This window comes from Neorhizobium sp. P12A (assembly GCF_008365395.1).
Taxonomy (GTDB): domain Bacteria; phylum Pseudomonadota; class Alphaproteobacteria; order Rhizobiales; family Rhizobiaceae; genus Rhizobium.
The window spans coordinates 246,059-272,695 of sequence record NZ_QOVX01000006.1 but is presented as its reverse complement, the minus strand read 5'-3'; the positions used below and the strand labels follow the sequence as shown (position 1 = coordinate 272,695).

Genomic DNA, 26,637 nt, shown 5'->3' with positions numbered 1-26,637 from the left:
CACTCTACAATAACAATTGGTAAGCGGCCGCTTCTAAATGAAACGGCTGCCCCAAATCGGTAATTTCTGCGTCAGCCAGGTTGTGACGCCTCGACGACGGCGAGCGCCGCCATGTTCATCACGCCTCGGGATGTGACTGAAGGAGAGAGGATGTGTGCAGGCATGGCCGTTCCGAGAAGGATCGGTCCGACGTGAAGACCATCGATCATTGTTTTGACGACGCCAAGGGTGATGTTTGCCGCATCAAGATTGGGGAAGACCAACAGGTTCGCTTCGTCGGACAGCGTGCTGTTCGGCATGACGTGACGGCGCAAGCTTTCGGAAATGGCGCTGTCGCCATGCATTTCGCCGTCAACTTCCAGGTCTGGAGCGGCTTCGCGAACGAGCTGAAGGGCGTTGCGCATTTTCGTCGCGCTCTCGGATTCTCGCGAACCGAAGTTGGAATGGGACACAAGCGCGACACGCGGTGTGATGCCGAAACGCTTGATTTCCTCCGCCGCCAATATGGCCGATTGCGCCACTTCCTCCGCTGACGGGTTAAACGTGACATAGGTGTCGGTATAGAAAGTGGCGCCGCGATGGGAGATCAACAGGCTAAGAGCCGAGAGGTCGCGAACATCCGGGCGCTTGCCAATTATCTGCCGTACAACTCGCAGATGCCGTTCATATCGGCCCTCGAGACCGCAGATCAGAGCGTCAGCTTCGCCGCGCCGGAGTGCCAGGGCGCCGATGACGGTCGCGTTGGTGCGGACAATCGTGCGGGCGGCTTCAGGGATGACGCCGCTGCGGCCGACGATCGAGAAATAGAGGTCGACATATTCGCGGAAGCGGGGGTCGTCTTCCGGGTTGATGACGGCAAAATCGACATTCGGGCGGATTTTCAGGCCGTAGCGCTTGAGGCGGGTCTCGATGACCTGCGGGCGGCCGATTAGGATCGGGTTCGCCGTGCCTTCCTCAAGCAGGATCTGGGCGGCGCGCAACACGCGTTCGTCTTCGCCTTCGGAGAAGATGACGCGTTTGCGATCGGCAATCTTGGCTGCCGTGAAGATCGGCTTCATGACGAAGCCGGAGCGGAAGACGAAGCGGTTCAACTGGTCGAGATAAGCGTCGAAATCCTCGATCGGTCGGGAAGCAACGCCGCTCTCGGCGGCAGCCCTTGCGACGGCCGGGGCGATACGCAGGATGAGACGCGGATCGAAGGGCGAGGGGATCAGGTAGTTCGGACCGAACACCGGGGATTCGTCCGAATAGGCTCTTGCCGCTACATCGGAAACTTCTTCGCGGGCGAGCGCCGCGATGGCGCGCACCGCCGCCATCTTCATTTCCTCATTGATCGTCCGGGCGCCGCAATCGAGCGCACCACGGAAGATATAGGGGAAGCAGAGGACGTTGTTGACCTGGTTCGGGAAATCGGAACGGCCGGTGCAGATCATCGCGTCGGGCCGGGCGGCACGGGCGAGATCAGGCATGATTTCCGGCGTCGGATTGGCGAGCGCCATGATCAGCGGCTTTTCGGCCATCTGCGCCAGGAGTTCAGGCTTCAGGACGCCAGCGGCAGACAAGCCGAGGAAGACGTCGGCGCCGCCAATTGAATCAGCCAGCGTGCGCTTGTCGCTCTTCTGGGCGTAGATAGATTTCCATTCGTCCATCAGCTCGGCGCGGCCCTCGTAGACGAGGCCTTCGATGTCATGGACCCAGATGTTCTCGCGCTTGGCGCCGAGGATGACGAGCAGGTTGAGACAGGCGAGTGCGGCAGCACCGGCGCCCGACGCAACGATCTTGATGTCCTCGATGCGCTTGCCGGCAAGTTCGAGACCGTTGAGGATTGCGGCCGCGACGATAATGGCAGTGCCGTGCTGGTCGTCGTGGAAGACCGGGATCTTCATTTTCTCGCGCAGGCGGCGTTCCACCTCGAAGCACTCAGGCGCCTTGATGTCTTCCAGATTGATGCCGCCGAATGTCGGCTCCAGCGCCGAAATCGAGCTGACCATCTCGTCGACGCTCGGAGCGTCGACTTCGATATCGAAGACGTCGATGCCGGCGAACTTCTTGAAGAGGACGGCTTTGCCCTCCATGACCGGCTTGGAGGCGAGAGGACCGATGTTGCCGAGACCGAGGACGGCCGTTCCATTTGAAATCACGGCGACGAGATTGGCGCGGGACGTGTAGTCCGCCGCGGTTTCCGGATTGTCGCGGATCGCAAGGCAGGGTGCTGCGACGCCGGGCGAATAGGCAAGCGCCAGGTCACGCTGGTTGCCGAGCGGCTTCGTTGCCTGGATTTCCAGCTTGCCGGGCCGCGGATAGCGATGAAAGAAAAGCGCCTGTTCGTCGAGATCGCCGCTCGTCATGTTCTTTTGCGCTTTCGGTGCATCGTGCGTGGTCATACGCGTCTCCATTCTGCGGCCAAATCGGTTCTGTGGAGTCTCTGCATACATCAATCGTCCGTGGCGAACAGTAAGCAATTGCGGAGGCGGAAAGCTTTTTTGTCGCGGCGGCTTATCGTCGTAAACGGACTTTGAATCTGCTGCGCCGCACCCTTGTCATACGCGGTTTATGCGCAGGCCCTATGCAGCGGCAGAACAAGAGGAACACCGACATGACCCACATCGCATCTCACCGCGGCGGCTCGCATCTATGGCCGGAGAACAGCAAGTTCGCTTTTGCGGAGACCGCCAAGCTTGAGGTGGAGATGGTGGAATTCGACGTCCATCAAACACGCGACAGCAGACTGGTCGTTCATCACGACGCATCGATCGACCGCATGACTGACGGCAAGGGCGCGATTGCCGACCTGACCTATGACGAGCTGATGCGGCATGTGATCCTCGGCACGCGCGGCGAGCGCATACCGACGCTCGGGGAAACAATCGCGATCTTTGAACCGTCGAAGGTGGATCTGCGGCTGGAGATCAAGACCAAAGCCGAAGGGAATGCCTACGAGGGAATGGAAAGCCGCATCGCCGCCGAGCTGATGCTGAGCGGCATGCTGAAGCGATCGATGGTCACGAGTTTCAGCCTGTCCAGGCTGGAAGCTTTCGTCGAGGCGCTCGGCATGCATGGCGGCAAGCGAGAGGACCTTCTCGGTCTCGTCTGGCTCTGCTCGCCGCTCCTCCTGACGCAGCTTGGCAGCAAGGGGCTGCTTGCCAGCCTCAATGCTTACGACATCAGAGAGATCGCGCTGAAGGCCGATATGATCAGCGCCGCCGTCCTGGATTTCTGGCGCGGAAACGGCATTACGGTCCATGGTTGGGCAGCGCATACACGCGAGGCCGCCCAGGCGATGTTCCGGCTCGGAGTGGCCAGTTTCACCACCGACCGACCCGACCTTGCTATCGCTGCAAGGCCGGCTTGAGCGCGCGTTGCGGCAGGTTGTCCCTGGGCCTTGTCATCTTCCTGATACACGAGTCTGATTTTGGAAGGACGAATGCAAGATGGATAGAAACAGGGCACGGACATTAGGTTTGTGATGAAGACAATGGACACTCGGCGCTTTCGTACGCTGTTCATTTCCGATGTGCATCTTGGCTCCAAGGCGGCCAAAACGGACTTCCTTCTGGACTTTCTGCGGTATCATGAAGCGGATACCATTTTCCTCGTTGGCGATATCGTTGACGGCTGGCGGCTGAAGCGCAGCTGGTATTGGCCGCAGGACTGCAATGACGTGGTGCAGAAGCTGCTGCGCAAGGCGCGCAAGGGTACCCGCATCGTCTATATTCCCGGCAATCACGACGAATTCCTGCGCGATTTCCCGGGCATGCATTTCGGTGGCATCGAAGTCGCCGAGCGCGCGATGCACGAGACGGCCGACGGCAAGAAATATCTTATCCTGCATGGCGACGAATTCGACGTCGTGGTGCGCAATGCCCGCCTTCTCGCCTATCTCGGCGACTGGGCCTACGACATGGCGATCATGATCAATATCGGGCTTGCGGCAATACGCCGTCGCCTCGGATTTAACTATTGGTCCTTCTCGGCCTGGGCCAAGCTTCAGGTCAAGCATGCCGTCAACTTCATCGGCGAATTCGAGCGCGTCGTGGCTGAAGAAGCCCGCAAGCACAATGCCGATGGCGTGATCTGTGGTCACATCCATCACGCTACGATCCAGGAGATGGACGGCATACAATATATCAACACGGGAGACTGGGTTGAGAGCTGCACGGCGGTTGCCGAACACGAGGACGGCAGCTTCGAGCTCATCACCTGGCGGGAAATCCTGGATGCAAAGCCTGCCGTGACAGCGGTCGAGGACATGACCGAGGCATTGGGCGCTCAGGCAGCCTGAAATCCGGTTGCGCCGCGGCCGACGTTGCAGCCAGAATACAGACCAATAATTTTTTCCGAAACGTTACAGTACGGCTATTTCTCGCCATAGTCGTACCCACGATTGCGTGATAGGGACGAACTCAATTTCCCTTCAGGTCAATCATGATTCCCGCAGCGAAAAATTTGGCGGTCGAGGGTGCGCCACCCTATTTCAAGTTGCGCAGTGCCTTGTCCTATTGTGCGCCGTTGATCGTCAACGGCATCGCTCTTCCATTCTTTCCAGTCTGGCTCGCAAGCCTTCATTTCAACGACAGCGAGATCGGCATCATCCTTGCCGTGCCGATGGTCGTGCGCGTGCTGGCCGTGCCTCTGGTCGCGCTGCTTGCCGACAGGATGCAGGAGCGCTCCTATGTGCTGATCTGGTCGGGTGGGTTGTCATTGTTGACAGCGATGGCGCTCTACCTGACCAAGGATTTCTGGCCGGTCCTCCTCGTCTATGCCATTCAGGGCGCGACTTACGCGCCTTATGTTCCGGTCGTCGAATCCATCACCATTTCAGGCGTCCGGCGCTGGGGTTTTGACTATGGCTCTATGCGGGTCTGGGGATCGATCGCCTTCATCTTCGCAACGCTGATCGGCGGGCAGCTGATCGAAATATGGGGCGGCGCAATGGTGCTGCCGACCATGGTTGCCGGCTTTGTGCTGACGACGCTGATGGGCTTCGCCAGCCCGAGGATCGGGCCGACGCGGCGGCGCGGTCAGCCGATCAACCTGCAGGCGCCGACATCAGGCTCACTGCGTAGCCCGCAGCTGCTGATCACCATGATCGGCGTATCGATCCAGCAATCCAGCCATGCCGTCTACTATACGTTTTCCTCGATCTACTGGCATCAAATCGGCTTTTCGGGCACGGCGGTCGGCGTCCTGTGGAGCGTTGGCGTGATGTCGGAGGTGATGGTGTTCTTCATTTCCAGGCGTCTGAGCCGCCGCTTCACCGCCTGGCAGCTGATCTGCTTCGGCTCGATCATGTCCATCTTCCGCTGGATCCTGTTTCCGATCAATTTCGGCTTCATCGGATATTTCATGCTGCAATGCCTTCATTCCTGCACCTATGCCTGCGTTCACACGGGCATCCAGCGCCGTATTCTCGCGAGCGTGCAGGAGACGCAGGAGGCCTCCGCGCAAGGCCTCTATTTCTTCTACAACGGCATGTGCCTTGGTATCATGACCTTCATTGCCGGCTACCTCTATGCCTGGTTCGGCCTTGGCAGCTATTACGTCATGTCCGGGGTCGCGGTCTTCGGCCTGGCAATGGTCGTCGTCGCCTATTACCTTCAGCCCCAGAGTTCGCTCGCTGGCGGAAAGACCAGCGAAGCTTCGTAGCGCAGTCCCGGCTCACGGTCGCGCGCGAGCAGCAGCGGCCCGTCGAGATCGACGAAATCGGCGTCTTGGGCGACCAGCACCGCCGGGGCCATGGCAAGCGACGTTCCCACCATGCAGCCGATCATGGTCTGGAAGCCGAGGCGCTGCGCCTCGCGCTTCATCGCTAGGGCCTCGGTCAGGCCGCCTGTTTTGTCGAGCTTGATGTTGACCGCATCATACCGGTCGCGGAGGCTCGCGAGGTCGCCGGTATGATGCACGCTCTCGTCGGCACAGACGATCACCGGCCGGTCGATCGAGGCAAGCAGAGCATCATTGCCTACGGGAAGGGGCTGTTCGACCAACGTGATGCCGGCTTCTGCCGCGATCTGAAGATGGCGGGCGAGCGTTTCTTCCGGCCATCCCTCATTGGCGTCGAGGATGATCGCCGCATCCGGGGCAGCGGCACGGACCGCGCGGATGCGCGACTCATCGTCCGTCGTGCCGACCTTCACTTTCAGCAGCGCCCGATGGGAATATTCACGCGCCTGTGCGGCCATTGTCTCCGGCTCGCCGAGCGAAATCGTGTAGGCTGTTGTCAGCGGTTTTGGGACACTGACCCCTATTCGGCTGGCTACGGACTTGCCCGAAAGCTTCGCCTCGATATCCCAGAGCGCACAGTCCACTGCATTTCGCGCGGCACCGGGCTTCATTGCCCGCTGCAAGTCTTCGCGCGTAAGGCCGGCTTCGATGGCGGGCCTTGCCGCTTCGATTTCGGCAATGACGCTCTCGATGCTCTCTCCGTAGCGGCGGTAGGGAACACATTCGCCCCAGCCCGAGATGCCTTCCTCGAAAATTGTACAGGTGACGACGTCAGCTGTGGTTTTGGTGCCACGGGAGATGGTGAATGTGCCCGCAATCGGGAATGAATTCATTTGGATATCGAGACGGCGTGGCATAGTTTGGCGTTCCTGCTGCATGGAAATTGCGGACGGAGAAAGTATAGTATCGCGCCGAGCGTCGAACGAGTATTTTCCGACTCGCCGTTATAGCCGCAAGCCTTGAAAGATTGCATGAGTTTGAAAGCAGCCGAACAGAATTCCGATTCTCTGACGATCGACGACCGGGCCGATGGCTCGGGTCATCGCTATCGGCTGGAAGGCAATTGGCGCAGCTCATACATTCACGGCGTGCTTCGCAGGATCGATGATCTCAGCAAGCGTACCAGCGGCGGCTCTGTTGTTATCGATCTTTCCGGACTGACTGGCCTAGATACGGCCGGGGCGTTGCTGATCCATCGGCTGAAAGTCAGTCAGGAAAAGCATGGTGCGACCGTCAGCATCGAAGGTTCGAATCCGCATGTCGACGAGTTGTTGGCGGAATTCGATCCAAGGGCAGGCGAATCGGCGGCGGAGAAGGAACCCAGGGCTCGGCTGGTTGATCGCATTTTTGCGCCGATCGGCGAAGTTGTTTACGAACTCAGCGGCAATTTCATCGCGGCCATGTATATCCTTGGTTCGGCCGTGCGTGGCGCACAGCTGAAGTTCGGGCGCGGCAGTGGCGTGTCGCCGGCTTCGATCGTCAACCAGATCGACCACATGGCGCTGCGCGCCGTCCCGATTATCCTTTTGATGTCCTACCTGATCGGCGCGATCATTGCGCAGCAGGGCGCATTCCAGCTGCGCTATTTTGGTGCCGAAGTCTTCGTCGTCGATCTCGTGGGTATCCTGCAGCTGCGTGAAATCGGCGTGCTTTTGACCGCGATCATGATCGCCGGCCGATCCGGTAGCGCGATCACTGCGGAAATCGGCTCGATGAAAATGCGCGAGGAAGTCGACGCGCTGAAGGTGATGGGTCTCAATCCGATCGGGGTCCTGATCTTTCCGCGCTTGGTTGCGCTGACCGTCGCATTGCCGCTGCTGACGATCCTTGCAAATTTCGCCTCGCTTTTCGGGGCCGCTACCGTCGCCTACACCTATTCGGGAATCACGTTCGCAACCTTCATTTCGCGCCTGCACGAGGCGATCAGTCTTTCTACTGTCATATCGGGGATGATAAAGGCGCCTTTCATGGCGCTTGTGATCGGGATTGTTGCTGCGGTGGAAGGGCTTAAAGTCGGCGGTAGCGCCGAATCGCTCGGCCAGCATGTGACTTCGTCAGTGGTGAAGTCGATTTTCGTGGTGATCCTGATGGATGGGCTGTTTGCCGTCTTCTATGCAGCAATCGATTTCTAAGGGGCGACAATGACAATGCCGCATCCGGAAACGCATGAAGAGCATGACGATCACGGTCGGAACGATCGCGAACGAGACATCATCCTATCGGCAAAGGACGTGACCGTGGCCTTCGGCCCGAAAGTCGTCCTCGACAAGCTGAACCTGAATATCTACCGCGGCGAGATCCTTGGATTTGTCGGGGCTTCCGGCACCGGCAAGTCCGTGCTGATGCGCACCGTATTGCGGTTGCTGCCGCGTCAATCCGGCAAGATCGAAATCCTCGGCGAGGATTACGATTCGCTCGACGAGGCGGAGCGCAACAAGCTTGACATGCGGCTTGGCGTGCTCTTCCAGCAGGGCGCGCTGTTTTCGTCGCTGACGGTCAAGGAAAACATCCAGGTGCCGATGCGCGAATATCTCGACCTTCCGGCCGGGCTGATGGATGAACTCGCGCATCTGAAGATCCGCATGGTCGGATTGGCAGCGGATGCTGCGGACAAATATCCGTCGGAACTCTCTGGCGGCATGATCAAACGTGCGGCTCTTGCAAGAGCCCTTGCGCTCGATCCGGACCTCGTTTTTCTCGATGAGCCGACATCCGGTCTCGACCCAATCGGCGCGGCAGAGTTCGATGAACTAATCTCTAGGCTACGTGACACGCTCGGCCTCACCGTTTACATGGTGACTCACGATCTCGACAGCCTGTTTTCGGTTTGCGATCGGATTGCCGTGCTCGGGCAGAAGCGCGTATTGGTGGAAGGCACGATCGAGGACATGCTCGCTTGCGAGGAGCCCTGGGTGAAGTCCTATTTCCGAGGCAAGCGTGCACGGTCCATCGTTCCCGGTGGGCACGGCGCGAATAGAAACGACAGCAATGGTGCAACCGCTCAAAGCGGCGGGAAGTGACTGGAGACCATGGAAACCAAGGCCAACTATACGATTGTCGGTATTTTCACGCTGCTGGTCATCGCGGCAGCGTTCGGCTTCGTCTACTGGATGGCCGAATACGGCCGTGGCGGTCCCATGGCTGAGTTGGTCGTGCGAATCCCAGGCTCCGCCAACGGTTTGAGCGTCGGCTCGCCGGTGCGTTTCAATGGCATCCAGGTCGGCAGCGTAAAGAGCCTGTCGATCGACGCCGACGATCCCCGCTATTCGCTCGCCTTTACGGAAGTGCGCGCCGATGCGCCGGTTTATTCGTCTACGAAGGCCGTGCTTGAAATTCAGGGCCTGACGGGTGCCGCCTATATCGAGCTTTCCGGCGGACGCAACGGCGATGAAAACATTCTCAAGCGTTCGATCGACACGGGCAAGCGTGCCGTTCTGCTCGCGGACCAGTCGAGCGTCACGAACCTTCTCGCGACTGCCGACAAGATCCTGAACCGTGCCAACGACGCGATCGGCGAAGTCCAGTCCTTCGTGCAGGATGCGCGCGGTCCGCTGACCGATACGGTTCGAAATGCGGACAAGTTCTCCAAGGCTCTGGCGGATAATTCCGACAATATCGACAAGTTCCTCGCGAGCGTCGGCAAGCTTTCCGAGACCTTCACCAGTGTATCGACGCGCGTCGACTCCACGCTTGATGCGGTCGAAAAGCTCGTTCGTGCGGTCGATGCGAACAAGATCAACGACGTCGTCAACAACGCCGACAAGATCACCGCCAATGTCGCCGACGCCACGACGGACCTGAAGGCGACGGTCGCAAGCATCAAGCAGACGGCCGACACCTATAACGATTTCGGCAAGAAGGCCCAGCAGACACTCGATCGCGTCGATACGCTGGTTGCCCAGATCGATCCGGCGAAGATCAAGGGCTCCGTGGACGATATCTCGCAGGCGACCAAGGATGCGCGCGTTGCCGTCGCTTCCATACGCGATATCGCCAATACCGTTGCCGGCCGCCAGAAGGACATTGACCAGACGATCCAGAATGTCTCGGAAATGTCGACCAAGCTCAATGCCGCTTCCAACCGCGTCGACGGCATCCTGGCGAAGGTGGACAGCCTGCTTGGCTCCGACAGCACGCAATCGCTGTTTGCGGAAGCCAAGGCGACGCTGGAATCGTTCAAGAAGGTCGCCGACAATCTGAACGCCCAGATCGGGCCGATTGCCGACAATCTGAAGAAATTCTCCGGTGGCGGGCTTGATAACGTTCAGTCGCTTGTCAACGATACGCGCCGGACGGTGCAGAATCTCAACGATACGATTAGCAATTTCGACCGTAATCCGCAGCGCCTGCTTTTCGGCGGGGATACGGTGAAGCAATTTGACGGCCGGGCGCGGCATTGATGACGGTCAGGTTTCAGAGGGTGGGCGGTAAATGATCGGATATGGTTCGGTTCAGCGATGGTCTGCGGCGAAAAAAGCGGCCATTGCCCTACCGGTTGTTGCGCTCCTGATTGCAGGATGCGGCACGGCAGCGAAAAACGACACGTTTGACCTGTCTGTCACTCCTGACGGCAGCGGACCTGCCGCCAAAAGCAAGCAGATTCTCATCCCGCAACCGACGGCGCTGAGTGCTCTCGACAGCAACCAGATCCTGGTGCGCGTGTCGTCTTCCGAAATTCAGTACCTGTCGAAATCGCAGTGGGGCGACAAGCTTCCGCGCATGGTGCAGTCGAAGCTTGTTGAGGCGTTCGAGAACTCCCGCAAGCTTGGCGGCGTCGGTGTTCCGGGGCAGGGACTTGCGATCGATTATCAGGTGGTCACCGACATCCGGTCCTTCGAAATCGACAATGCCGGGCATACGGCGGCGACGGTCGAGATCTCGGCAAAGATCCTCAATGATCGCACCGGCACCATCAAGGCACAGAACGTTTTCCGCAAGGCCGTGCCCGTCAGCGGCAGCACCAACAGCGATTTCGTCAAGGCTCTGAATGTTGCGTTTGAGGGCGTCGCCACCGACATCGTCGACTGGACGCTGCATTCTATCTGATCAGATTTCCATCAGGTTTTGCAGTGCCTCGAGATCCCTCTGAACATGGGCGGCATCGGCGGCGAATTGCTCGTCCGTCATTCCGGGCAGGCGCAGCAGCGTGAACATGACTTCGCAACCATCTCCGTTCGGTACCACCCTCAAGGCATTGTAGACCCTGAGGCCTGACTCGATCGTGACGGTATGATCTAGGACGCCGAACTCGTTGGGCGGTACGAAGCTTACGCGCACTGTCCCGAGCACGCCTGTCGCAATCCAGTCTTCTCCGTCAGGCTCCAATCCCGATGCGAGGCCTGAAGCCCAAAGCGGCATATTTTCCGGTTTCGAGGCGAAATCATAGACATCGCGCCAGTCGCGATCGATGGAGATGTGGACGATCTTTGCCGACATTATAGACATGTTTTTCCTCCGCCCTATCTCGTCTCTTTGCTGTTCCTGACGCACCGGCGCATGGTCGGAGCAGGTGCCATCAGCGCATGTTTTCAGACGCTTGCATGAATCTATCGCATTATTGCTCAATCCTGCAAAGCGTACGGTTTTGGCGTTTCGGGCGCTTGCCGTTTGTCTGCACCGGTGCAACAACATGCGTCCAACCATTCACGGGAGGTTTGTCGTGGAAAAGGCAGAAATCGGACTGATCGGTCTCGGCGTCATGGGCTCCAACCTGGCGCTCAATATCGCCGAAAAGGGCAACAAAATTGCGGTCTTCAACCGCACGCCGGACAAAACGGATGAATTTTACGAGAACGCTGGTGACCTGAAAAAGCAGGTTATTCCCTGCAAGACGATCGAGGAGTTCGTCGAGGCGATCCGCCCGCCGCGGCCTATCATCATCATGATCAAGGCCGGCGATGCGGTCGATCAGCAGATGGAGCTTTTGCGTCCGCATCTGTCCAAGGGCGATATCATGATCGACGCCGGCAATGCGAATTTCCACGATACACGGGCACGCTTCGATCGACTGAAGGATAGCGGCCTGACCTTTATCGGCATGGGTGTTTCCGGCGGCGAAGAGGGTGCGCGCCATGGTCCCTCGATCATGGTCGGTGGCACCGAAGACTCCTGGAAGCGCGTCGAGAAGGTGCTGACCTCGATCGCTGCCAAATACGACAACACCCCTTGCGTTGCGTGGCTCGGCAACGACGGCGCCGGCCACTTCGTAAAGACCATTCACAACGGCATCGAATATGCCGACATGCAGATGATCGCCGAAATCTACGGCATCCTACGCGACGGCCTGAAGCTCGATGCCGCTGAAATTAGCGATATCTTCGGCAAGTGGAACAAGGGTCGCCTGAACTCCTATCTGATCGAGATCACCGAAAAGGTGCTCTCCGCCAAGGATCCGAGCACCGGCAGCGCCATGCCCGACGTCATTCTCGACAAGGCTGGCCAGAAGGGCACCGGCAAGTGGTCCGTCATCGAGGCGCAGAACCTTGGCGTTGCCGCCACTGCGATCGAAGCTGCCGTTGCAGCACGCATCCTGTCTTCGCAGAAGGACGAACGCGTCGCCGCGGAAAAGCTTTTCGGCCTGCCGGCCCTTGCTGCCGGAAACGTCGACAAGAAGACGCTGATCGACGATCTGGAAAATGCGCTACTCGCTGCAAAGATCGGTGCCTACGCGCAGGGCTTTGCCGTCATGTCGGCAGCCTCGAAGGAATTCAACTGGTCGCTGCCCATGCCGACAATCGCCAAGATCTGGCGCGCCGGCTGCATCATCCGTTCGCAGTTCCTCGACGAGATCACCTCGGCCTTCACCAAGGATCCCGATGTTGCCAACCTCATCGTGACACCGGCCTTCTCTAAGCTCGTCAACGAAACGGACGGCGCACTGCGTCGGGTGGTTTCCTATGCTGCGCTTTCGGGCCTTCCGGTTCCGGCACTGGCTTCGGCACTCGGCTATTTCGACAGCTACCGCCGCAGCCGCGGCACGGCTAACCTGATCCAGGCACAACGTGACTTCTTTGGCGCGCACGGTTTCGACCGCGTCGACGGCAAGGATATTCATCATGGCCCGTGGGGCAGTGGCGCAAGCGCTGCTCACTGAGGTTGGACGTTTGAATAGAGAGGCCCGCTGAGCGATCGGCGGGCCTTTTTTGTCGAGTGAGCGGCCCTCTTTTGGGTTGTCGCCGACGCTTCCGTCGTCATGCTCGGGCTTGTCCCGAGCATCTGCAACATCTCAAGGAATTCAACGTGTTTAGATCCTCGGGACAAGCCCGAGGATGACGAAAGCGGCTTGAATTCGGCTTTTCCAACAGCCCGTAGACGTGCCTTACACAATCATTCCTGGGGCCATTCCGGCAGGCTGATGCTCTGAAGCTCCTGCGGCTCGGCGCCGTCGATGCGTGCCATGACTGCCTTGGCAAGCTCCCGGCCGGCATGGCGGACGTCCTCGTAGACGGTGATGATTTCCGGGCGGATCCAGTTGAGGACATGGGTCGACTGTTTCGCGACCATATCGATATCGTGGCCGAGACGCAGGCCAGTAGCCTCGATCCCGGCATTGACGGCGATTGCAGCACTTCCGGCGGACGAGACGATCCCGTCGGGGGCGTTGGGCGAACGCATCATCGCTTCGACAGCATCCCTGATATCGGGAAGCGGCGTATCGATGGTGACGCGCAAGGGCACTTCCTCCGCGCCATATTCGTGCAAACCGGTCTGGAAGCCGATGCGCGTATGGGAATGGAAGGACAGTTTTCCGGGCGGCTGCAGCAGGGCGATGCGTCTCCGGCCCTTGGCCACGAGCGCGCCGACGGCCTGATGCGCGAAGGCTTCGTTGTCGAAATCATGGTAGGGATGGACGAGTTCGGTGTCCGTCCGCCCATGGGTGGCGAAGGGCATGTTGCGTTCGGTCATCAGCCGGACCCTGGGATCATCCGGTTCGATACGGGTGATGATGACGCCATCGGCCGAACCGGTGTCGAGGATGTAGCGTACCGGAACCAGGGGATCCTTACTGTGCGAATGCGGTGTCACCACGAGGTGATATTGCGTATCCGCCAAAGCCTCCGAGATGCCGAAAACCATCTGGCTGGTGAAGCCCATGATTTCCTCGTCGACGCTGAGGATGAGGGCGATGACGTTTGTCTTGCCGGTGCGCAGGCGCACGCCGGCGCGGTTCGGCTGGTAACCGAGCTGGCGGGCGACCATCCGGACACGCTCTTTCGTTTCAGCGCCGATATCGGGCGCGTCCTTGAGCGCGCGGGATATCGTGGTCACGCCAAGCCCGGTCATGAAGGCAATCGTCTTTAGCGTCGGTCGTTCCGGCGCGTCGGATGAAGCCTTTCCCCCTGAATTTCGCTTGTCTTCCATAACGCCTAACGCCGTCCTCCGCGATCTCTCGGCTTATAACGCCCGCCGCATTGCTGCAAGCACCACGGGATGAGGCATTCCTTCCCATAGGACAAAAACTGTAACGATACAGGTCAAATGTCGAGAGTTTTTTTGAAGCCTTGAGCGGGGGCATTACCCAAAGGTTGAACGACTGAGATTTCAGAGGGTTTTTTGCGCCTGCGAGATAATATTAGATATGCGATATAAATGTTATTTCGAATAAATGATTTAAATCAACTGTTTTATCGCGTTTTGCGGGCGCGAACCTACCGAGCGCTCGAGAATACGTATCGTTTCGAATGTCGGGCGCGATTGCAGCTAGTGGTAGTGAATGCGCCGATACAAGAAAATTTTACGAGTACGGTGTTGCGTCCTGAAATCGATTCCTTTACGTTTTTGCTGCAACGTTTCAGTGAGGGAGGAGAGCTCATGTTTATTCGTTTGATGGCCGCTGCTCTGGCCGCTTCTGTGGCCATCCCGGCCGTTTCTGCCAATGCCACAGACCTTGAAGTCACCCATTGGTGGACATCCGGCGGCGAAGCTGCGGCGGTCAAGGTTCTGGCCGACAATTACAACGCGCTCGGCGACAACAAGTGGGTTGATGGCGCCATTGCAGGCGCCGGTTCCACCGCGACGCCGCTGATCGTCAGCCGCATCCTCGGCGGCAACCCGATGGGCGCCACGCAGCTCAACACGGGCCGTGACGCCGAGGAACTGGTCAAGGCGGGCCTGATGACCGATCTGACCGACCTTGCCGAAAAGGAACACTGGAAGGACATCATCCGTCCGGCCAAGCTGCTCGATGCCTGCACCTATCAGGGTCACGTCTACTGCGTTCCGATCAACATCCACTCCTGGCAGTGGATGTGGGTCAACCGCCACGTCTTTGAAGACAACGGCCTGAAAGTTCCGACCAACTGGGACGAATTCGCAGCCGAAGCGCCGCAGCTGAAGGCGAAGGGCATCGTGCCGCTCGCAACCGGCGCTCCGTGGCAGGTCGAAGGCATCCGCAGCGTCATGCAGGTCGGCATCGGCGGCAAGGATCTCTACATGGCGATCAACGACAAGAAGAGCGCCGATGCCGTGAAGAGCGACGATAACAAGAAGGTCTGGACTGCCTTCAGCCAGGCCCGCGACATGGTCGATGATGGCTATACCGGCCGCGACTGGAACGTCGCCACCAACATGGTCATAACCGGAAAGGCTGCCGGCCAGATCATGGGCGACTGGGCGCAGGGCGAATTTGGCGTTGCCAAGCAGGTTGCCGGCAAGGACTATGATTGCCTTCCGGGCCTCGGTTATCACGGCCTGCTCGATACGGGCGGCGACTCCTTCTACTTCCCGAAGAACAGCAATCCCGACATTACCAAGGCGCAGCTCGAGCTTGCCAGCATGCTTCTTTCCAAGGAGACGCAGGTCAAGTTCAATCTCGCCAAGGGCTCGCTGCCCGTGCGCGGCGACGTCGATCTGTCAGCTGCCAATGCGTGCATGAAGAAGGGTCTCGAAATCCTGAAGACGCCGGAAAACGTCCTGCCAGGCACGACGCAGATGCTGACGCCGGACACGATCGGTCAGCTTCAGGACCTGGCTATTCAGTTCTTCAGCTCGAAGATGTCGGTTGACGACGCGATCGCCAAGCAGGCCGATATCATCTCGCAGGCGCAGTAAGGCCTGAAACCATCTCGCTATTAGAGACGGCTTTGCCGGGCCGGCGGGGGTTCCCGCCGGTCGCGGTAGGGTCGGCAGAGGAGGTCCATGATGGCTCATGCGCGTCGCCCCTTCGGTCTTTTCCGAAATCTCAATGCCAAGATCGCCGCCATCCCGATGATGCTGACCGTCATCGTCGTGTTCGTCGGCTGCACTGTCTGGACGGTGATCTATTCCTTCACCGACTCCAAGCTTCTGCCGAGCCAGAATTTCATCGGCATCGCGCAATATCGGCGTCTGTTCACGACCGATCGTTGGAATGCGTCGATCACCAATCTGGCGGTCTATGGCGTGCTCAGTCTGATCTTCGCCTTCGTGGTCGGTTTCATCCTGGCCGTGTTGATGGACCAGAAGATCCGTTTCGAGAACACGTTCCGGACGATCTTCCTTTATCCTTTCGCGCTGTCCTTCATCGTGACCGGTATCATCTGGCAGTGGATCCTCGATCCGGGCCTCGGGCTTCCGAAGGTGCTTCAAGATTGGGGTCTTCCGGGCGGTGGCGTCTCGCTGCTCGGTAACCAGAACACCGTGCTGATCGCGCTCGTCATCGCCGGCCTCTGGCAGGGAACCGGCCTCGTGATGGTGCTGATGCTGGCGGGTTTGCGCGGCATCGACGGCGAGATCTGGAAGGCGGCGAGGGTGGACGGCATCCCGGCCTGGAAGACCTATCTCTTCGTCGTCATTCCGATGATGCGCGGCGTCTTCGTCACCACGCTCGTCATCGTCGCCTCCGGCATCGTGCGCGTCTACGATCTCGTCGTTGCGATGACGCATGGCGGTCCCGGTTTCGCGTCGGAAATGCCGGCCAAATATGTTTATGACTTCATGTTCCAGCGATCCAATCTCGGCCAGGCGCTTGCCGCCTCGACCGTCATGCTGGTGACCGTGTTCATCTTCCTGGTGCCGTGGGCTCTCGTCGAGTTCCGCCAGAAGCGCAGCTAAGGGAGACCAAGAATGGCTCTTGCCGCAACGATCGAACCATCAGGCGCCAAGCCGCGCCGTCGTTTAGCGCCCTCGACCATCATGCTCTATGGCATTCTCGGTCTGGCCGCGATCTACTACCTCATCCCGCTCTATGTGATGGTCGTCACATCGCTGAAGGGCATGCCCGAAATCCGCATGGGCAACATCTTCTCGCCGCCCATGGAAATCACCTTCGAGCCCTGGGTGAAGGCGTGGAGCGAGGCCTGCACCGGACTCTACTGCCACGGCATCCAGGTCGGTTTCTGGAATTCGGTGAAGATCCTCGTGCCGAGCGTGATCATCTCGATCGGGATTGCCTCGGTGAACGGCTACGCGCTGGCGAACTGGCGCTTCAAGGGATCCGAGACCTTCTTTATCATCCTGCTGTTTGGCGCCTTCATCCCGTATCAGGTCATGCTCTATCCGCTGGTGCTGGTCGTGCGTTCGCTCGGGCTGTTCTCGACGCTCGGCGGCGTCGTGCTGGTGCATACGATCTTCGGCATGCCGATCAACACGCTGCTGTTCCGCAACTATTTCGCCTCGCTGCCACCGGAGCTCTTCAAGGCGGCGCGCGTCGACGGGGCAGGGTTCTGGCAAATCTTCCTGCGCATCATGCTGCCGATGTCGCTGCCGATCTTCGTCGTCGGCATGATCGTCCAGATCACCGGCATCTGGAACGATTTCCTGTTCGGTGTCATCTTTGCCGGCACGCAGAACTATCCGATGACCGTGCAGCTGAACAACGTCGTCAACGCCGTGCAGGGCGTGAAGGAATATAATGTCAACATGGCCGCCACGCTTCTGACCGGCGCGGTGCCGCTTATCGTCTACTTCGTCTCCGGACGCATGTTCGTCCGTGGCATCGCCGCCGGCGCAGTGAAGGGTTGATCCATGACATCAAGCGTTTCCATCAAGGATCTGTCGCTCAATTTCGGCGCGGTCACCGTTCTCCAAAATCTCAATCTGGAGATCAACGACGGAGAGTTCCTCGTTCTTCTGGGCTCGTCGGGTTGTGGCAAGTCCACGCTCTTGAACTGCATCGCCGGTCTTCTCGATATTTCAGAGGGCCAGATCTTCATCAAAGGCAAGAACGTCACCTGGGAAGAGCCCAAGGACCGCGGCATCGGCATGGTGTTCCAGTCCTATGCGCTCTATCCGCAGATGAGCGTCGAGAAGAACCTCTCCTTCGGCCTTCGCGTCGCCAAGGTGCCGCAGGCGGAGATCGACAAGCGCATCGCCCGCGCCGCCGAGATCTTGCAGATCCAGCCGCTCCTTAAGCGCAAGCCGGCCGAGCTTTCGGGCGGCCAGCGGCAGCGCGTCGCAATCGGTCGCGCGCTGGTGCGTGATGTCGACGTCTTCCTCTTCGACGAACCGCTGTCGAACCTCGACGCCAAGCTGCGCTCGGAGCTGCGGGTCGAGATCAAGCGGCTGCACAATGCGCTGAAGAACACGATGATCTACGTTACCCACGACCAGATCGAAGCGCTGACGCTCGCCGACCGCATCGCGATCATGAAAAGCGGCATCATCCAGCAGCTCGACGATCCGACGACGATCTACAACAAGCCGCGCAATCTCTTCGTCGCCGGCTTCATCGGCTCTCCGTCGATGAACTTCCTGAAGGGCGAACTGGTCGAAAGGGACGGGAAGGTCGCCTTTGCGACCGACGGCGTTACGTTCTCGCTGGATGGATATAGCGCTTCCGAGCCACTCGCAGCAGGTCGCAAGGTCACTCTCGGCGTCAGGCCGGAGCATATCAAGGTGAACGAGGATCTCGGCGCGAGTGCGGAAGTGCACGACGCTGTCGTCGATATCGAGGAGCCGATGGGCGCCGACAACCTGATCTGGCTGAAGCATGCGGGCCATACGATGTCGGTGCGCATCAATGGCGCAAGGCGTTTCCAGGTGGGCACGCCGGTCAAGCTCGGCTTCGACATGACACTGGCGTCGCTCTTTGACGCCGAGTCCGAACTGAGAATATGATCGTATGAAAAGACGGATGGAGGCGTCGAGGAGCCTCCATTCTCTAATGCGGGAGGAGTTAAGCGGTGCCTGTTTCCAACAATTTCGTCGATCTTGCGGGCTCATGGCAGCTCACGTCACCTGAGAGTGACCATTCGGCGTCCATGGCTGTGCCGGGCGATGTACATTCGGCACTTCATGCCGCCGAACTCATTCCGGATCCCTATTTCGGCCGGAACGAGGAGGTCGTGCAATGGGTCGCCAAGCAGGACTGGGTGCTGACCCGCAGCTTCTTCCTCGATGACATCAGCGGCGACTGGTACCTCGACGTCGACTATCTCGATACCGTTGCAACAGTATCGATCAACGGCGCGGTCGTTCTCGAAGGAAACAATTGCTTCCAGCGCTATCGCCCTGATGTCTCCAAGGCATTGAAGATTGGGGAAAACACCATCCGCATCATGCTGCATTCCAGCATCCGGGCGGGTGCTGCCCTGCAGGCTAAGCAGCCCTTCTATATTCCCTACAATCCCGGCAATTCGCCGATCCCTGATGGCAACATGCTGCGCAAGCCGCAATGCCATTTCGGCTGGGATTGGAACATCGCCATTGCGCCGCTCGGGCTCTACGGCACGATCGCGCTGAAGAAGCTGGAAACCGCGCGGATCGAGCACATCGCCACGCGGCAGTTTCATAACGAGGACGGCACGGTCGACCTGGCCGTGACGGCGAGCCTTTTCGCAAAGACCCAGGGGATCGCGCAGCTCTATTTCACGCTCGGCGAAGAGCGGGTGCGGCTGGATGTCGGTGTCCATGCCGGCGAAACGCCTGTCACGCACGTCTTTCATATCGAGAAGCCGAAACTTTGGTGGCCGGCAGGCAGCGGCGAGCAGGCGCTCTACATGCTTTCGGTCGAATTGCCCTCGCAGACCGAAGTTCGCCGGATCGGCCTTCGTACCGTCGAGCTGATCATCGACAAGGACGAACCCGGCAGCCGCTTTGCCTTCAAGATCAACGGCCGCGAGATCTTCTGCCGCGGCGCCAACTGGATTCCGGCGGATGCGCTCTATTCCCGTTCCAGTCCCGACAAGACCGAGGATCTGCTGCAGTCGGCCGTCGCGGCCAATATGAACATGATCCGCGTCTGGGGCGGCGGCTTCTACGAGCACGACTGGTTTTACGACATGTGCGACCGGCTGGGCCTGATGGTCTGGCAGGACTTCATGTTCGCCTGCAACCTCTATCCCTCTACCAGCGATTTTCTGGAGAATGTCGAGGCGGAGGTCGCCTATCAGACCCGGCGTCTAGCCACCCATCCGTCGATCGTTCTGTGGTGCGGCGACAACGAGCTGGTTGGGGCGCTGACCTGGTTCGAGGAGTCCCGGAAGGATCGCGACCGTTACCTCGTCTCCTACGACCGGCTGAACCGCACGATCGAGGTTGCGATGAAGAAGGCGGCGCCCGACGGTATCTGGTGGCCGTCGAGCCCGGCGTCGGGCTATCTCGATTTCGGCGATGCCTGGCATGCCGATGGCTCCGGCGATATGCACTACTGGTCGGTCTGGCACGAGAACAAGTCGTTCGACAACTATCGGACGGTGCGGCCGCGCTTCTGCTCGGAATTCGGCTTCCAGTCCTACACGTCGCTTCCGGTCCTGAAGACATATGCCGATCCGAAGGATATGAATATCGCATCGCCGGTCATGGAGCTGCACCAGAAGAACGCCGGCGGCAATGAGCGCATTGCCGGCACGATGTTCCGCTATTTCCGCTTCCCGAAGGATTTCCCGAATTTCGTCTATCTCAGCCAGATCCAGCAGGGGCTCGCGATCAAGTCGGCGGTCGAATACTGGCGCTCGCTAAAGCCGCATTGCATGGGCACGATCTATTGGCAGCTCAACGACACATGGCCGGTTGCGTCCTGGTCCAGCCTCGATTACGGCGGTCGCTGGAAGGCTATGCATTACCTCGTCAAGCGTTTCTTCCAGCCGGTCGCTATCGCGGCGATCCCGTCGGAGGACAATTCGAAAATCCGTTTCTCGCTGGTCAACGATACGTTCCACGATATCAGCGTCGATCTGGCCGTCTCGCTCATCGACATGAAGGGCAAGCGTACGTCGCTCAGGACCGTGCAGGCCGTGTGCTCCCCGGATGCTGCCTGCACGGCACTCACGATCGATGCGTCAGAGGTGCCGGAGGGCCATCTGCTCGCGTGGCATTTTACCGCATCGAACGGGATGGGTGGGCAGGGCCACTTCGTCAATGGTACCTATAAGGCGCTGGAGTTGGAGCCGGCGGGCCTTGAGGTCCTGCATGAGGAAGTGGAGGGGGACGGAACGGTCGAAATCACCGTGACGTCGCAGGGATTGGCGCTGTTCGTGATGATCGAAACCGAAATCGAGGGACGCTATTCCGACAACGCCTTCGATCTTGCCGCCGGCGAGAGCCGCCGGATCGTCTTTACGCCTACGACGCCTTTTGAACGCGGCAAGCTTCCGGAATTTCGCTTCTACGACCTTCAGTCCTGCCAATCGGTAGACTGATTTCACTTGTCCTGTCGTCATCGACGGCATGGTCTGGATCGGTGGCGCACCGCCGATCCGCATAAGAGGGGCCCTTGGGCCGATGGAGGAGATGTCATGACTGCACTTGGTTTTCAGCTTTATAGCGCGCGCAATTTCCAGCCTTACGCCGATATTTTCGTGAAGCTCGGCAAGGCCGGCTACAAGGAGGTCGAAGGTTTCGGCGGCATCTATGCCGATCTCGACGAGGCGGGCCTCAAGAGCCTGCGCGCCGATCTCGACAAGAACGGGCTTGTCATGGCGAGCGGCCATTTCAGCCCCGATTTCCTCGATAAGGAAGTTCAGAAGTCGCTGCAGATCGCCAAGATCCTTGGCATGGATTCGATCTATGCGCCGCATCTGGCCGCCGATCAGCGCCCGACGGATGGGGCAGGCTGGCTCGCTTTCGGTAAGCGGCTGCAGGAGATGAGCAAGCCCTACAAGGACGCGGGCTATGAGTTCGGCTGGCACAATCATGACTTCGAATTCGTGAAGCTTGCCGATGGCTCGCTGCCGATCGAACGCATATTCGAAGGCGCGCCCGATATTTCCTGGGAAGCAGATATCGCCTGGGTCATCCGCGGTGGCGCCGATCCCTTCGCCTGGATCGAGAAGCTCGGCTCCCGCATCACGGCCGTCCATGTCAAGGACATCGCACCGGCTGGCGAAAACAAGAATGAGGACGGCTGGGCCGATCTCGGCCATGGCACCGTTCAGTGGGCAAAGCTGATGCCCGTTCTGCGCAACACCAAGGCCAAGCACTTCGTCCTCGAACACGACAACCCGAGCGATGTCGACCGCCTGATCACCCGCTCCATCGCATCCTTCAAGACCTATTGAGGCGTATCATGACCAAGGAACTTGGCGTCGGCATCATCGGATGCGGCAACATCTCCACCACCTATTTTTCGCTGTCACCGCTCTTCAAGGGATTGAAGGTGCTCGCCTGCGCCGACATCAACATGAATGCGGCGGAGCTTCGAGCCGAGGAATACGGCGTCAAGGCGCAGACGATCGACGATCTGCTCGCCAATGACGAGCTCGACGTCATCGTCAACCTGACGATCCCGGACGCGCACTTCCCGGTTTCCAAGCGTATTCTCGAAGCCGGCAAGCATGTCTACTCGGAAAAGCCGCTGGTTCTCTCGCTTGAGCAGGGCGAGGAACTGCGGCGGATCGCCAAGGAAAAGGGCCTAGCCGTCGGCTGCGCGCCCGATACCTTCCTCGGCGGCGCGCATCAACTCGCCCGCAAATATGTCGACGAAGGACATATCGGCCGTATTACCTCGGGCGCCTGCTACGTCATGAGCCCGGGCATGGAGATGTGGCACCCCAATCCGGACTTCTTCTTCCTGCCGGGTGGCGGACCGATCCTCGATCTTGGGCCCTATTATATCGCCAACCTGATCAACCTTATCGGCCCGGTAAAGCGCGTCGGCGCCATGACCTCGATGGCATCGGAAACCCGCACCATCACCAGCCAGCCGCGCAACGGCGAAAAAATCCCGGTCAAGACCCCGACGACGATCCAGGCGCTGCTGGAATTCGTCAGCGGCGCGACGGTCACGCTGACGGCAAGCTGGGATGTCTGGTCTCATCGCCACGCCAATATGGAGCTCTACGGCACCGAAGGTTCGCTCTACGTGCCCGACCCGAACTTCTTCGGCGGCACCGTCGAGGCGAGCGGCAAGGACAAGGACATCAAGCCGCTGAGTGGCTGGGACCATCCTTTCGGCAAATCCAACCAGGAGAGCCCGAACGGTCCGCGCGCCAATTATCGTACAGCCGGCCTTGCTGATATGGCCATGTCGCTGATCGGGGGCCGCGATGCGCGTTGCTCGCTCGACCGCACGCTGCATGGCGTCGACGTCATGACGTCGATCCTGAAGTCCGGCGCGGAGAACCGCTTCATCGACCTGACGACGACCTGCACACAGCCGGCCGCGCTTGGTATCGAAGAAGCACAGGCGCTCTTGAAGTAGGCGCTTGAAAAGCTATTGTCCCGCGCGGGTGAAGAGCCCGCGCGTTTCATTGTGAAAAGGAATTGAATTATGGCTTGGCAACCGGCTGAAGATCGTTATTCGAAGATGAAATATAACCGCACAGGCCGTTCCGGCCTGAAGTTGCCGGCCGTTTCGCTCGGCCTCTGGCACAATTTCGGCGGCGACACCCCGCATGACCGCAAGGTCGACATGTGCCGCACGGCCTTCGACCTCGGCATCACCCATTTCGACCTCGCCAACAATTACGGCCCGCCTCCCGGCTCCGCTGAAACGGCGTTCGGCGAAATCCTGCGCACAGATTTCGCCGGGTTGCGCGAAGAGCTGATCATCTCCTCCAAGGCCGGTTACGACATGTGGCCGGGTCCCTACGGCGAGTGGGGCAGCCGCAAGTATCTGATCGCCTCCTGTGACCAGAGCCTGAAGCGCATGGGCCTCGACTATGTCGATATCTTCTATTCGCACCGTTTCGATCCGGACACCCCGCTGGAAGAGACCTGCGGCGCGCTCGATCATATCGTCCGTTCCGGCCGCGCGCTTTATGTCGGCATCTCGTCTTACAATTCGCAGCGCACGCGCGAAGCCGCCGCGATCCTGAACGATCTCGGCACGCCTTGCCTGATCCACCAGCCCAGCTATTCCATGCTCAACCGCTGGGTCGAGGATGACAAGCTGCTCGATACGCTTGATGAAGTCGGCATGGGCTCGATCGTGTTCTCGCCGCTGGCGCAGGGCATGCTGTCCACCAAGTATCTCGGTGGCATTCCTGAAGACAGCCGCGCGGCGCAGAACCACTTCCTCAAGAAGGACTTCATCCGCCCTTCGATCATCGACAATATCCGTAAGCTGAACGAGATCGCCGAGAAGCGCGGCCAGACGTTGGCGCAAATGGCGATCGCCTGGGTTCTGCGCGGCGGCCGCGTGACGTCGGCGCTGATCGGCGCCAGCCGCTCGTCGCAGATCGTCGATTGCGTCAGGGCGCTCGACAATCTCGAGTTCACGGCCGAAGAGCTGAAGCAGATCGATGTCTTCGCCAAGGAGGCTGACATTAATCTCTGGGCCAGGTCGGCCGAACTCGACAAGTAAACTGGAAGGCCCGGCTGGGAACAGCCGGGCCTTTTTCTGATATAATCTTGATGTACGTGCCGCAGCTCGTACAGGCCGTTTGGAGGAGGTGGCTGCCATGATCCGCAACCCGATATTGCCGGGCTTCAATCCCGATCCGTCGATCTGCCGCGTCGGCGATGACTATTACATCGCGACTTCCACCTTCGAATGGTATCCCGGCGTGCAGATCCATCACTCGCGCGATCTGGTGAACTGGACGCTGGTGCGTCGACCGCTGGAGCGCAAGGCGCAGCTCGACATGCGAGGCGAGCCCGACAGCTGCGGCATCTGGGCTCCGTGCCTGTCCTATGCCGATGGTCGTTTCTGGCTCGTCTACACCGACGTGAAGCGCTACGACGGCAACTTCAAGGATGCGCACAACTATATCGTGACCGCCGCGACCATCGAGGGCGAATGGTCGGACCCCGTCTACGTGAATTCGTCCGGCTTCGACCCCTCGCTCTTCCACGATGAAGACGGCCGCAAATGGTTCGTCAACATGCAATGGAACCATCGCACCGAGAGCTACGGCGGCTCGCCGAAGACGCCGGCCTTCGATGGTATCCTGCTGCAGGAATGGGATGCAAAGACGGGGACGCTCAAGGGGCCGATCAGGAATATCTTTTCGGGCACCGATCTCGGTCTCGTGGAAGGGCCGCATCTCTTCAAGCGCAATGGCTGGTATTACCTGACCACGGCGGAAGGCGGGACGGGCTATGATCACGCCGTCACCATGGCACGCTCCCGCAACATCGACGGGCCGTATGAGCTGCATCCCAACAAATATCTGATCACATCAAAGGATCATCCTGACGCCGTCCTGCAGCGGGCCGGGCATGGGCAATACGTGGAGACTGCCGATGGCCAGTTCTATCACACGCATCTCTGCGGCCGTCCCATGCCGCCGCACCGGCGTTGCACGCTCGGTCGCGAGACCAGTCTTCAGAAATGCGTCTGGAAGGAAGACGATTGGCTCTATCTCGAGAACGGCACCGTCGTTCCTGACGTAGAGGTTCCCGGGTTGTTTGGTGCCATGCCGTTCGATAGGGCTCGGCGCTCCGGCTACAACTTCGATGAGGGCAAGCTGCCCGCTGATTTTCAGTGGTTGCGCACGCCGGAGCCGGATCGCATCTTCAGCGTGACAGCGCGTCCGGGTCACCTGCGGCTGTTCGCGCGAGAAAGCATCGGCTCATGGTTCGAGCAGTCGCTGGTTGCCCGCCGGCAGGAGCATCACAGTTTTCGCGCAGAAACGGTCGTCGAGTTCGAGCCCGATACCTATCAGCAGGTCGCAGGCCTGACGCATTACTACAATCGCTTCAAGCTGCATGCCATTGCGGTAACGCTGCACGAAAGGCTTGGACGTTGCGTCACCATCATGTCCTGCGCAGGCGACTATCCGAACGGCCGCCTGACTTTCCCGGCCGGGCCAGGTGTCGCCGTTCCCGATGGCCGCATCCAGCTGTCCATGGAAGTGCACGAGAATGATCTCCAGTTTTTCTGGCAGGCCGAAGGCATGGGCGCCTGGGAGCCCATCGGTCCTGTGCTCGATGCGGGCGTGATATCCGATGAAGGCGGGCGCGGCGAACATGGCTCGTTCACCGGCGCTTTTGCCGGCATGTTCGCCTTCGATACATCGGGCCGAGCGAAGATCGCGGATTTCGATTGGTTCAATTACGACGAACTTTAAAATTCGGTCCGGCTCCTTCACCGGGAGATGTCTAAAGGATATCCCCGGTGAAGGAAGATAAAACCATTAAAAAATTCCTGATTTGGTGATTTAGCGATGTCTGCTAAATGTCTATTCCTATTACAAAACTTTAATATGAGTTTCAGTCTCGATTCATCTTTATCTGAGTAGTTTCAAGCTGTGCTCAACCCGAGGAAACACTCAATGAAAAAACTGCTCTCCATTCTTCTGACAGCGTCTGTTCTTGCCACTCCGGTTGCCTTCGCGACGGAAGCAAGTGCCGCTCCGCAGTATCACGAGACCCACAAAGCCGTCGTCAAGAAAGGCAGCTGGGCTCGCGGCCACCGGATTTCGGCCAACGACCGCCGCCGCGCCGTTTCGATCAACTACCGCCGCTATCACCTGTCGACCCCGCCGCATGGCTATCGCTGGGTTCGTATCGACAACAACTTCCTGCTGATCGGCAGCACCAGCGGCCTGATTTCGAAGGTTCTCGACGCTCATTGATCGTCAGTATCTGAAGGTTGCGGCAGGCTGATCCTCA

The 26,637-nt window shown here is 59.3% G+C and carries 22 protein-coding genes; 18 read left to right on the top strand and 4 right to left on the bottom strand.

All coding sequences use genetic code 11. The features are described from left to right. Positions 1 to 71 precede the first annotated feature (71 nt). A complete protein-coding gene (locus tag DTW90_RS19425) occupies positions 72 to 2,384 on the bottom strand; it encodes an NADP-dependent malic enzyme (protein ID WP_149340300.1) in 2,313 nt (770 codons plus the stop codon). Between the two features lie 212 nt (positions 2,385 to 2,596). Here DTW90_RS19425 and DTW90_RS19420 point away from each other — a divergent pair, with 212 nt between their 5' ends. The 3 genes from DTW90_RS19420 (at position 2,597) to DTW90_RS19410 (ending at position 5,646) form a co-directional block, all read left to right on the top strand. Continuing rightward, positions 2,597 to 3,352: a glycerophosphodiester phosphodiesterase family protein gene (locus tag DTW90_RS19420; RefSeq protein ID WP_188079984.1), complete on the top strand. Its 756-nt coding sequence runs from the start codon at positions 2,597 to 2,599 to the stop codon at positions 3,350 to 3,352. Between the two features lie 123 nt (positions 3,353 to 3,475). After that, a complete protein-coding gene (locus tag DTW90_RS19415) occupies positions 3,476 to 4,282 on the top strand; it encodes a UDP-2,3-diacylglucosamine diphosphatase (RefSeq protein WP_132524146.1) in 807 nt (268 codons plus the stop codon). Between the two features lie 143 nt (positions 4,283 to 4,425). Continuing rightward, complete coding sequence (locus tag DTW90_RS19410; RefSeq protein WP_149340296.1) at positions 4,426 to 5,646, top strand: MFS transporter; 1,221 nt, start codon at positions 4,426 to 4,428, stop codon at positions 5,644 to 5,646. Here DTW90_RS19410 and dgcA read toward each other — a convergent pair. After that, positions 5,598 to 6,581, bottom strand: coding sequence for an N-acetyl-D-Glu racemase DgcA (gene dgcA / locus DTW90_RS19405; protein WP_149340294.1), 984 nt, complete (start codon positions 6,579 to 6,581; stop codon positions 5,598 to 5,600). The two genes, DTW90_RS19410 and dgcA, sit on opposite strands and share 49 nt — an antisense overlap. A gap of 114 nt (positions 6,582 to 6,695) precedes the next feature. Between dgcA and DTW90_RS19400 the strand changes: the two genes are divergently transcribed. From DTW90_RS19400 to DTW90_RS19385, 4 genes are read left to right on the top strand one after another with little or no spacing between them, the layout of a single operon-like run. Further along, positions 6,696 to 7,856, top strand: a complete 1,161-nt coding sequence (locus DTW90_RS19400) for an ABC transporter permease (protein ID WP_149340292.1) — start codon at positions 6,696 to 6,698, stop codon at positions 7,854 to 7,856. A 15-nt stretch (positions 7,857 to 7,871) separates the two neighbouring features. Further along, positions 7,872 to 8,744, top strand: a complete 873-nt coding sequence (locus tag DTW90_RS19395) for an ABC transporter ATP-binding protein (protein WP_149340464.1) — start codon at positions 7,872 to 7,874, stop codon at positions 8,742 to 8,744. A gap of 9 nt (positions 8,745 to 8,753) precedes the next feature. Beyond that, positions 8,754 to 10,124: an MlaD family protein gene (locus DTW90_RS19390; RefSeq protein ID WP_149340290.1), complete on the top strand. Its 1,371-nt coding sequence runs from the start codon at positions 8,754 to 8,756 to the stop codon at positions 10,122 to 10,124. A gap of 31 nt (positions 10,125 to 10,155) precedes the next feature. Beyond that, a complete protein-coding gene (locus tag DTW90_RS19385; RefSeq protein ID WP_149340288.1) occupies positions 10,156 to 10,770 on the top strand; it encodes an ABC-type transport auxiliary lipoprotein family protein in 615 nt (204 codons plus the stop codon). On the opposite strand, the gene DTW90_RS19380 is transcribed toward DTW90_RS19385, so the two are convergent. After that, positions 10,771 to 11,169 carry an SRPBCC family protein gene (locus DTW90_RS19380; RefSeq protein WP_149340286.1) on the bottom strand — a complete coding sequence of 133 codons (399 nt, stop codon included), beginning with the start codon at positions 11,167 to 11,169 and terminating at the stop codon, positions 10,771 to 10,773. Positions 11,170 to 11,383: 214 nt separating this feature from the next. On the opposite strand from DTW90_RS19380, the gene gndA reads away from it, so the two are divergent. Beyond that, positions 11,384 to 12,817: an NADP-dependent phosphogluconate dehydrogenase gene (gene gndA / locus DTW90_RS19375; RefSeq protein WP_149340284.1), complete on the top strand. Its 1,434-nt coding sequence runs from the start codon at positions 11,384 to 11,386 to the stop codon at positions 12,815 to 12,817. A gap of 233 nt (positions 12,818 to 13,050) precedes the next feature. Here gndA and DTW90_RS19370 read toward each other — a convergent pair whose 3' ends face one another. Next, complete coding sequence (locus DTW90_RS19370; RefSeq protein ID WP_149340282.1) at positions 13,051 to 14,085, bottom strand: LacI family transcriptional regulator; 1,035 nt, start codon at positions 14,083 to 14,085, stop codon at positions 13,051 to 13,053. A 450-nt stretch (positions 14,086 to 14,535) separates the two neighbouring features. Between DTW90_RS19370 and DTW90_RS19365 the strand changes: the two genes are divergently transcribed. The 10 genes from DTW90_RS19365 (at position 14,536) to DTW90_RS19320 (ending at position 26,600) form a co-directional block, all read left to right on the top strand. Next, positions 14,536 to 15,774 (top strand): ABC transporter substrate-binding protein, encoded by a 1,239-nt coding sequence (locus DTW90_RS19365; protein WP_149340280.1) that lies wholly within the window; start codon positions 14,536 to 14,538, stop codon positions 15,772 to 15,774. A 90-nt stretch (positions 15,775 to 15,864) separates the two neighbouring features. Further along, complete coding sequence (locus DTW90_RS19360) at positions 15,865 to 16,755, top strand: sugar ABC transporter permease (RefSeq protein WP_149340278.1); 891 nt, start codon at positions 15,865 to 15,867, stop codon at positions 16,753 to 16,755. A 12-nt stretch (positions 16,756 to 16,767) separates the two neighbouring features. Then, positions 16,768 to 17,664, top strand: coding sequence for a carbohydrate ABC transporter permease (locus DTW90_RS19355; RefSeq protein WP_149340276.1), 897 nt, complete (start codon positions 16,768 to 16,770; stop codon positions 17,662 to 17,664). A gap of 3 nt (positions 17,665 to 17,667) precedes the next feature. Then, positions 17,668 to 18,759 carry an ABC transporter ATP-binding protein gene (locus tag DTW90_RS19350; RefSeq protein ID WP_149340274.1) on the top strand — a complete coding sequence of 364 codons (1,092 nt, stop codon included), beginning with the start codon at positions 17,668 to 17,670 and terminating at the stop codon, positions 18,757 to 18,759. Positions 18,760 to 18,824: 65 nt separating this feature from the next. Further along, complete coding sequence (locus tag DTW90_RS19345) at positions 18,825 to 21,281, top strand: glycoside hydrolase family 2 protein (protein WP_149340272.1); 2,457 nt, start codon at positions 18,825 to 18,827, stop codon at positions 21,279 to 21,281. Between the two features lie 96 nt (positions 21,282 to 21,377). Continuing rightward, on the top strand, positions 21,378 to 22,139 hold the full coding sequence (locus DTW90_RS19340) for a sugar phosphate isomerase/epimerase (protein WP_149340270.1): 762 nt from the start codon (positions 21,378 to 21,380) through the stop codon (positions 22,137 to 22,139). A gap of 8 nt (positions 22,140 to 22,147) precedes the next feature. Beyond that, positions 22,148 to 23,281 carry a Gfo/Idh/MocA family oxidoreductase gene (locus tag DTW90_RS19335; RefSeq protein ID WP_149340268.1) on the top strand — a complete coding sequence of 378 codons (1,134 nt, stop codon included), beginning with the start codon at positions 22,148 to 22,150 and terminating at the stop codon, positions 23,279 to 23,281. A gap of 69 nt (positions 23,282 to 23,350) precedes the next feature. After that, the gene (gene mgrA, locus DTW90_RS19330) at positions 23,351 to 24,385 is read left to right on the top strand and encodes an L-glyceraldehyde 3-phosphate reductase (protein ID WP_149340266.1); all 1,035 of its coding nucleotides are present in this window, start codon (positions 23,351 to 23,353) and stop codon (positions 24,383 to 24,385) included. A 97-nt stretch (positions 24,386 to 24,482) separates the two neighbouring features. Continuing rightward, positions 24,483 to 26,093, top strand: a complete 1,611-nt coding sequence (locus DTW90_RS19325) for a glycoside hydrolase family 43 protein (protein WP_149340264.1) — start codon at positions 24,483 to 24,485, stop codon at positions 26,091 to 26,093. Positions 26,094 to 26,297: 204 nt separating this feature from the next. Next, positions 26,298 to 26,600 (top strand): RcnB family protein, encoded by a 303-nt coding sequence (locus DTW90_RS19320; protein WP_149340262.1) that lies wholly within the window; start codon positions 26,298 to 26,300, stop codon positions 26,598 to 26,600. Positions 26,601 to 26,637 lie beyond the last annotated feature (37 nt).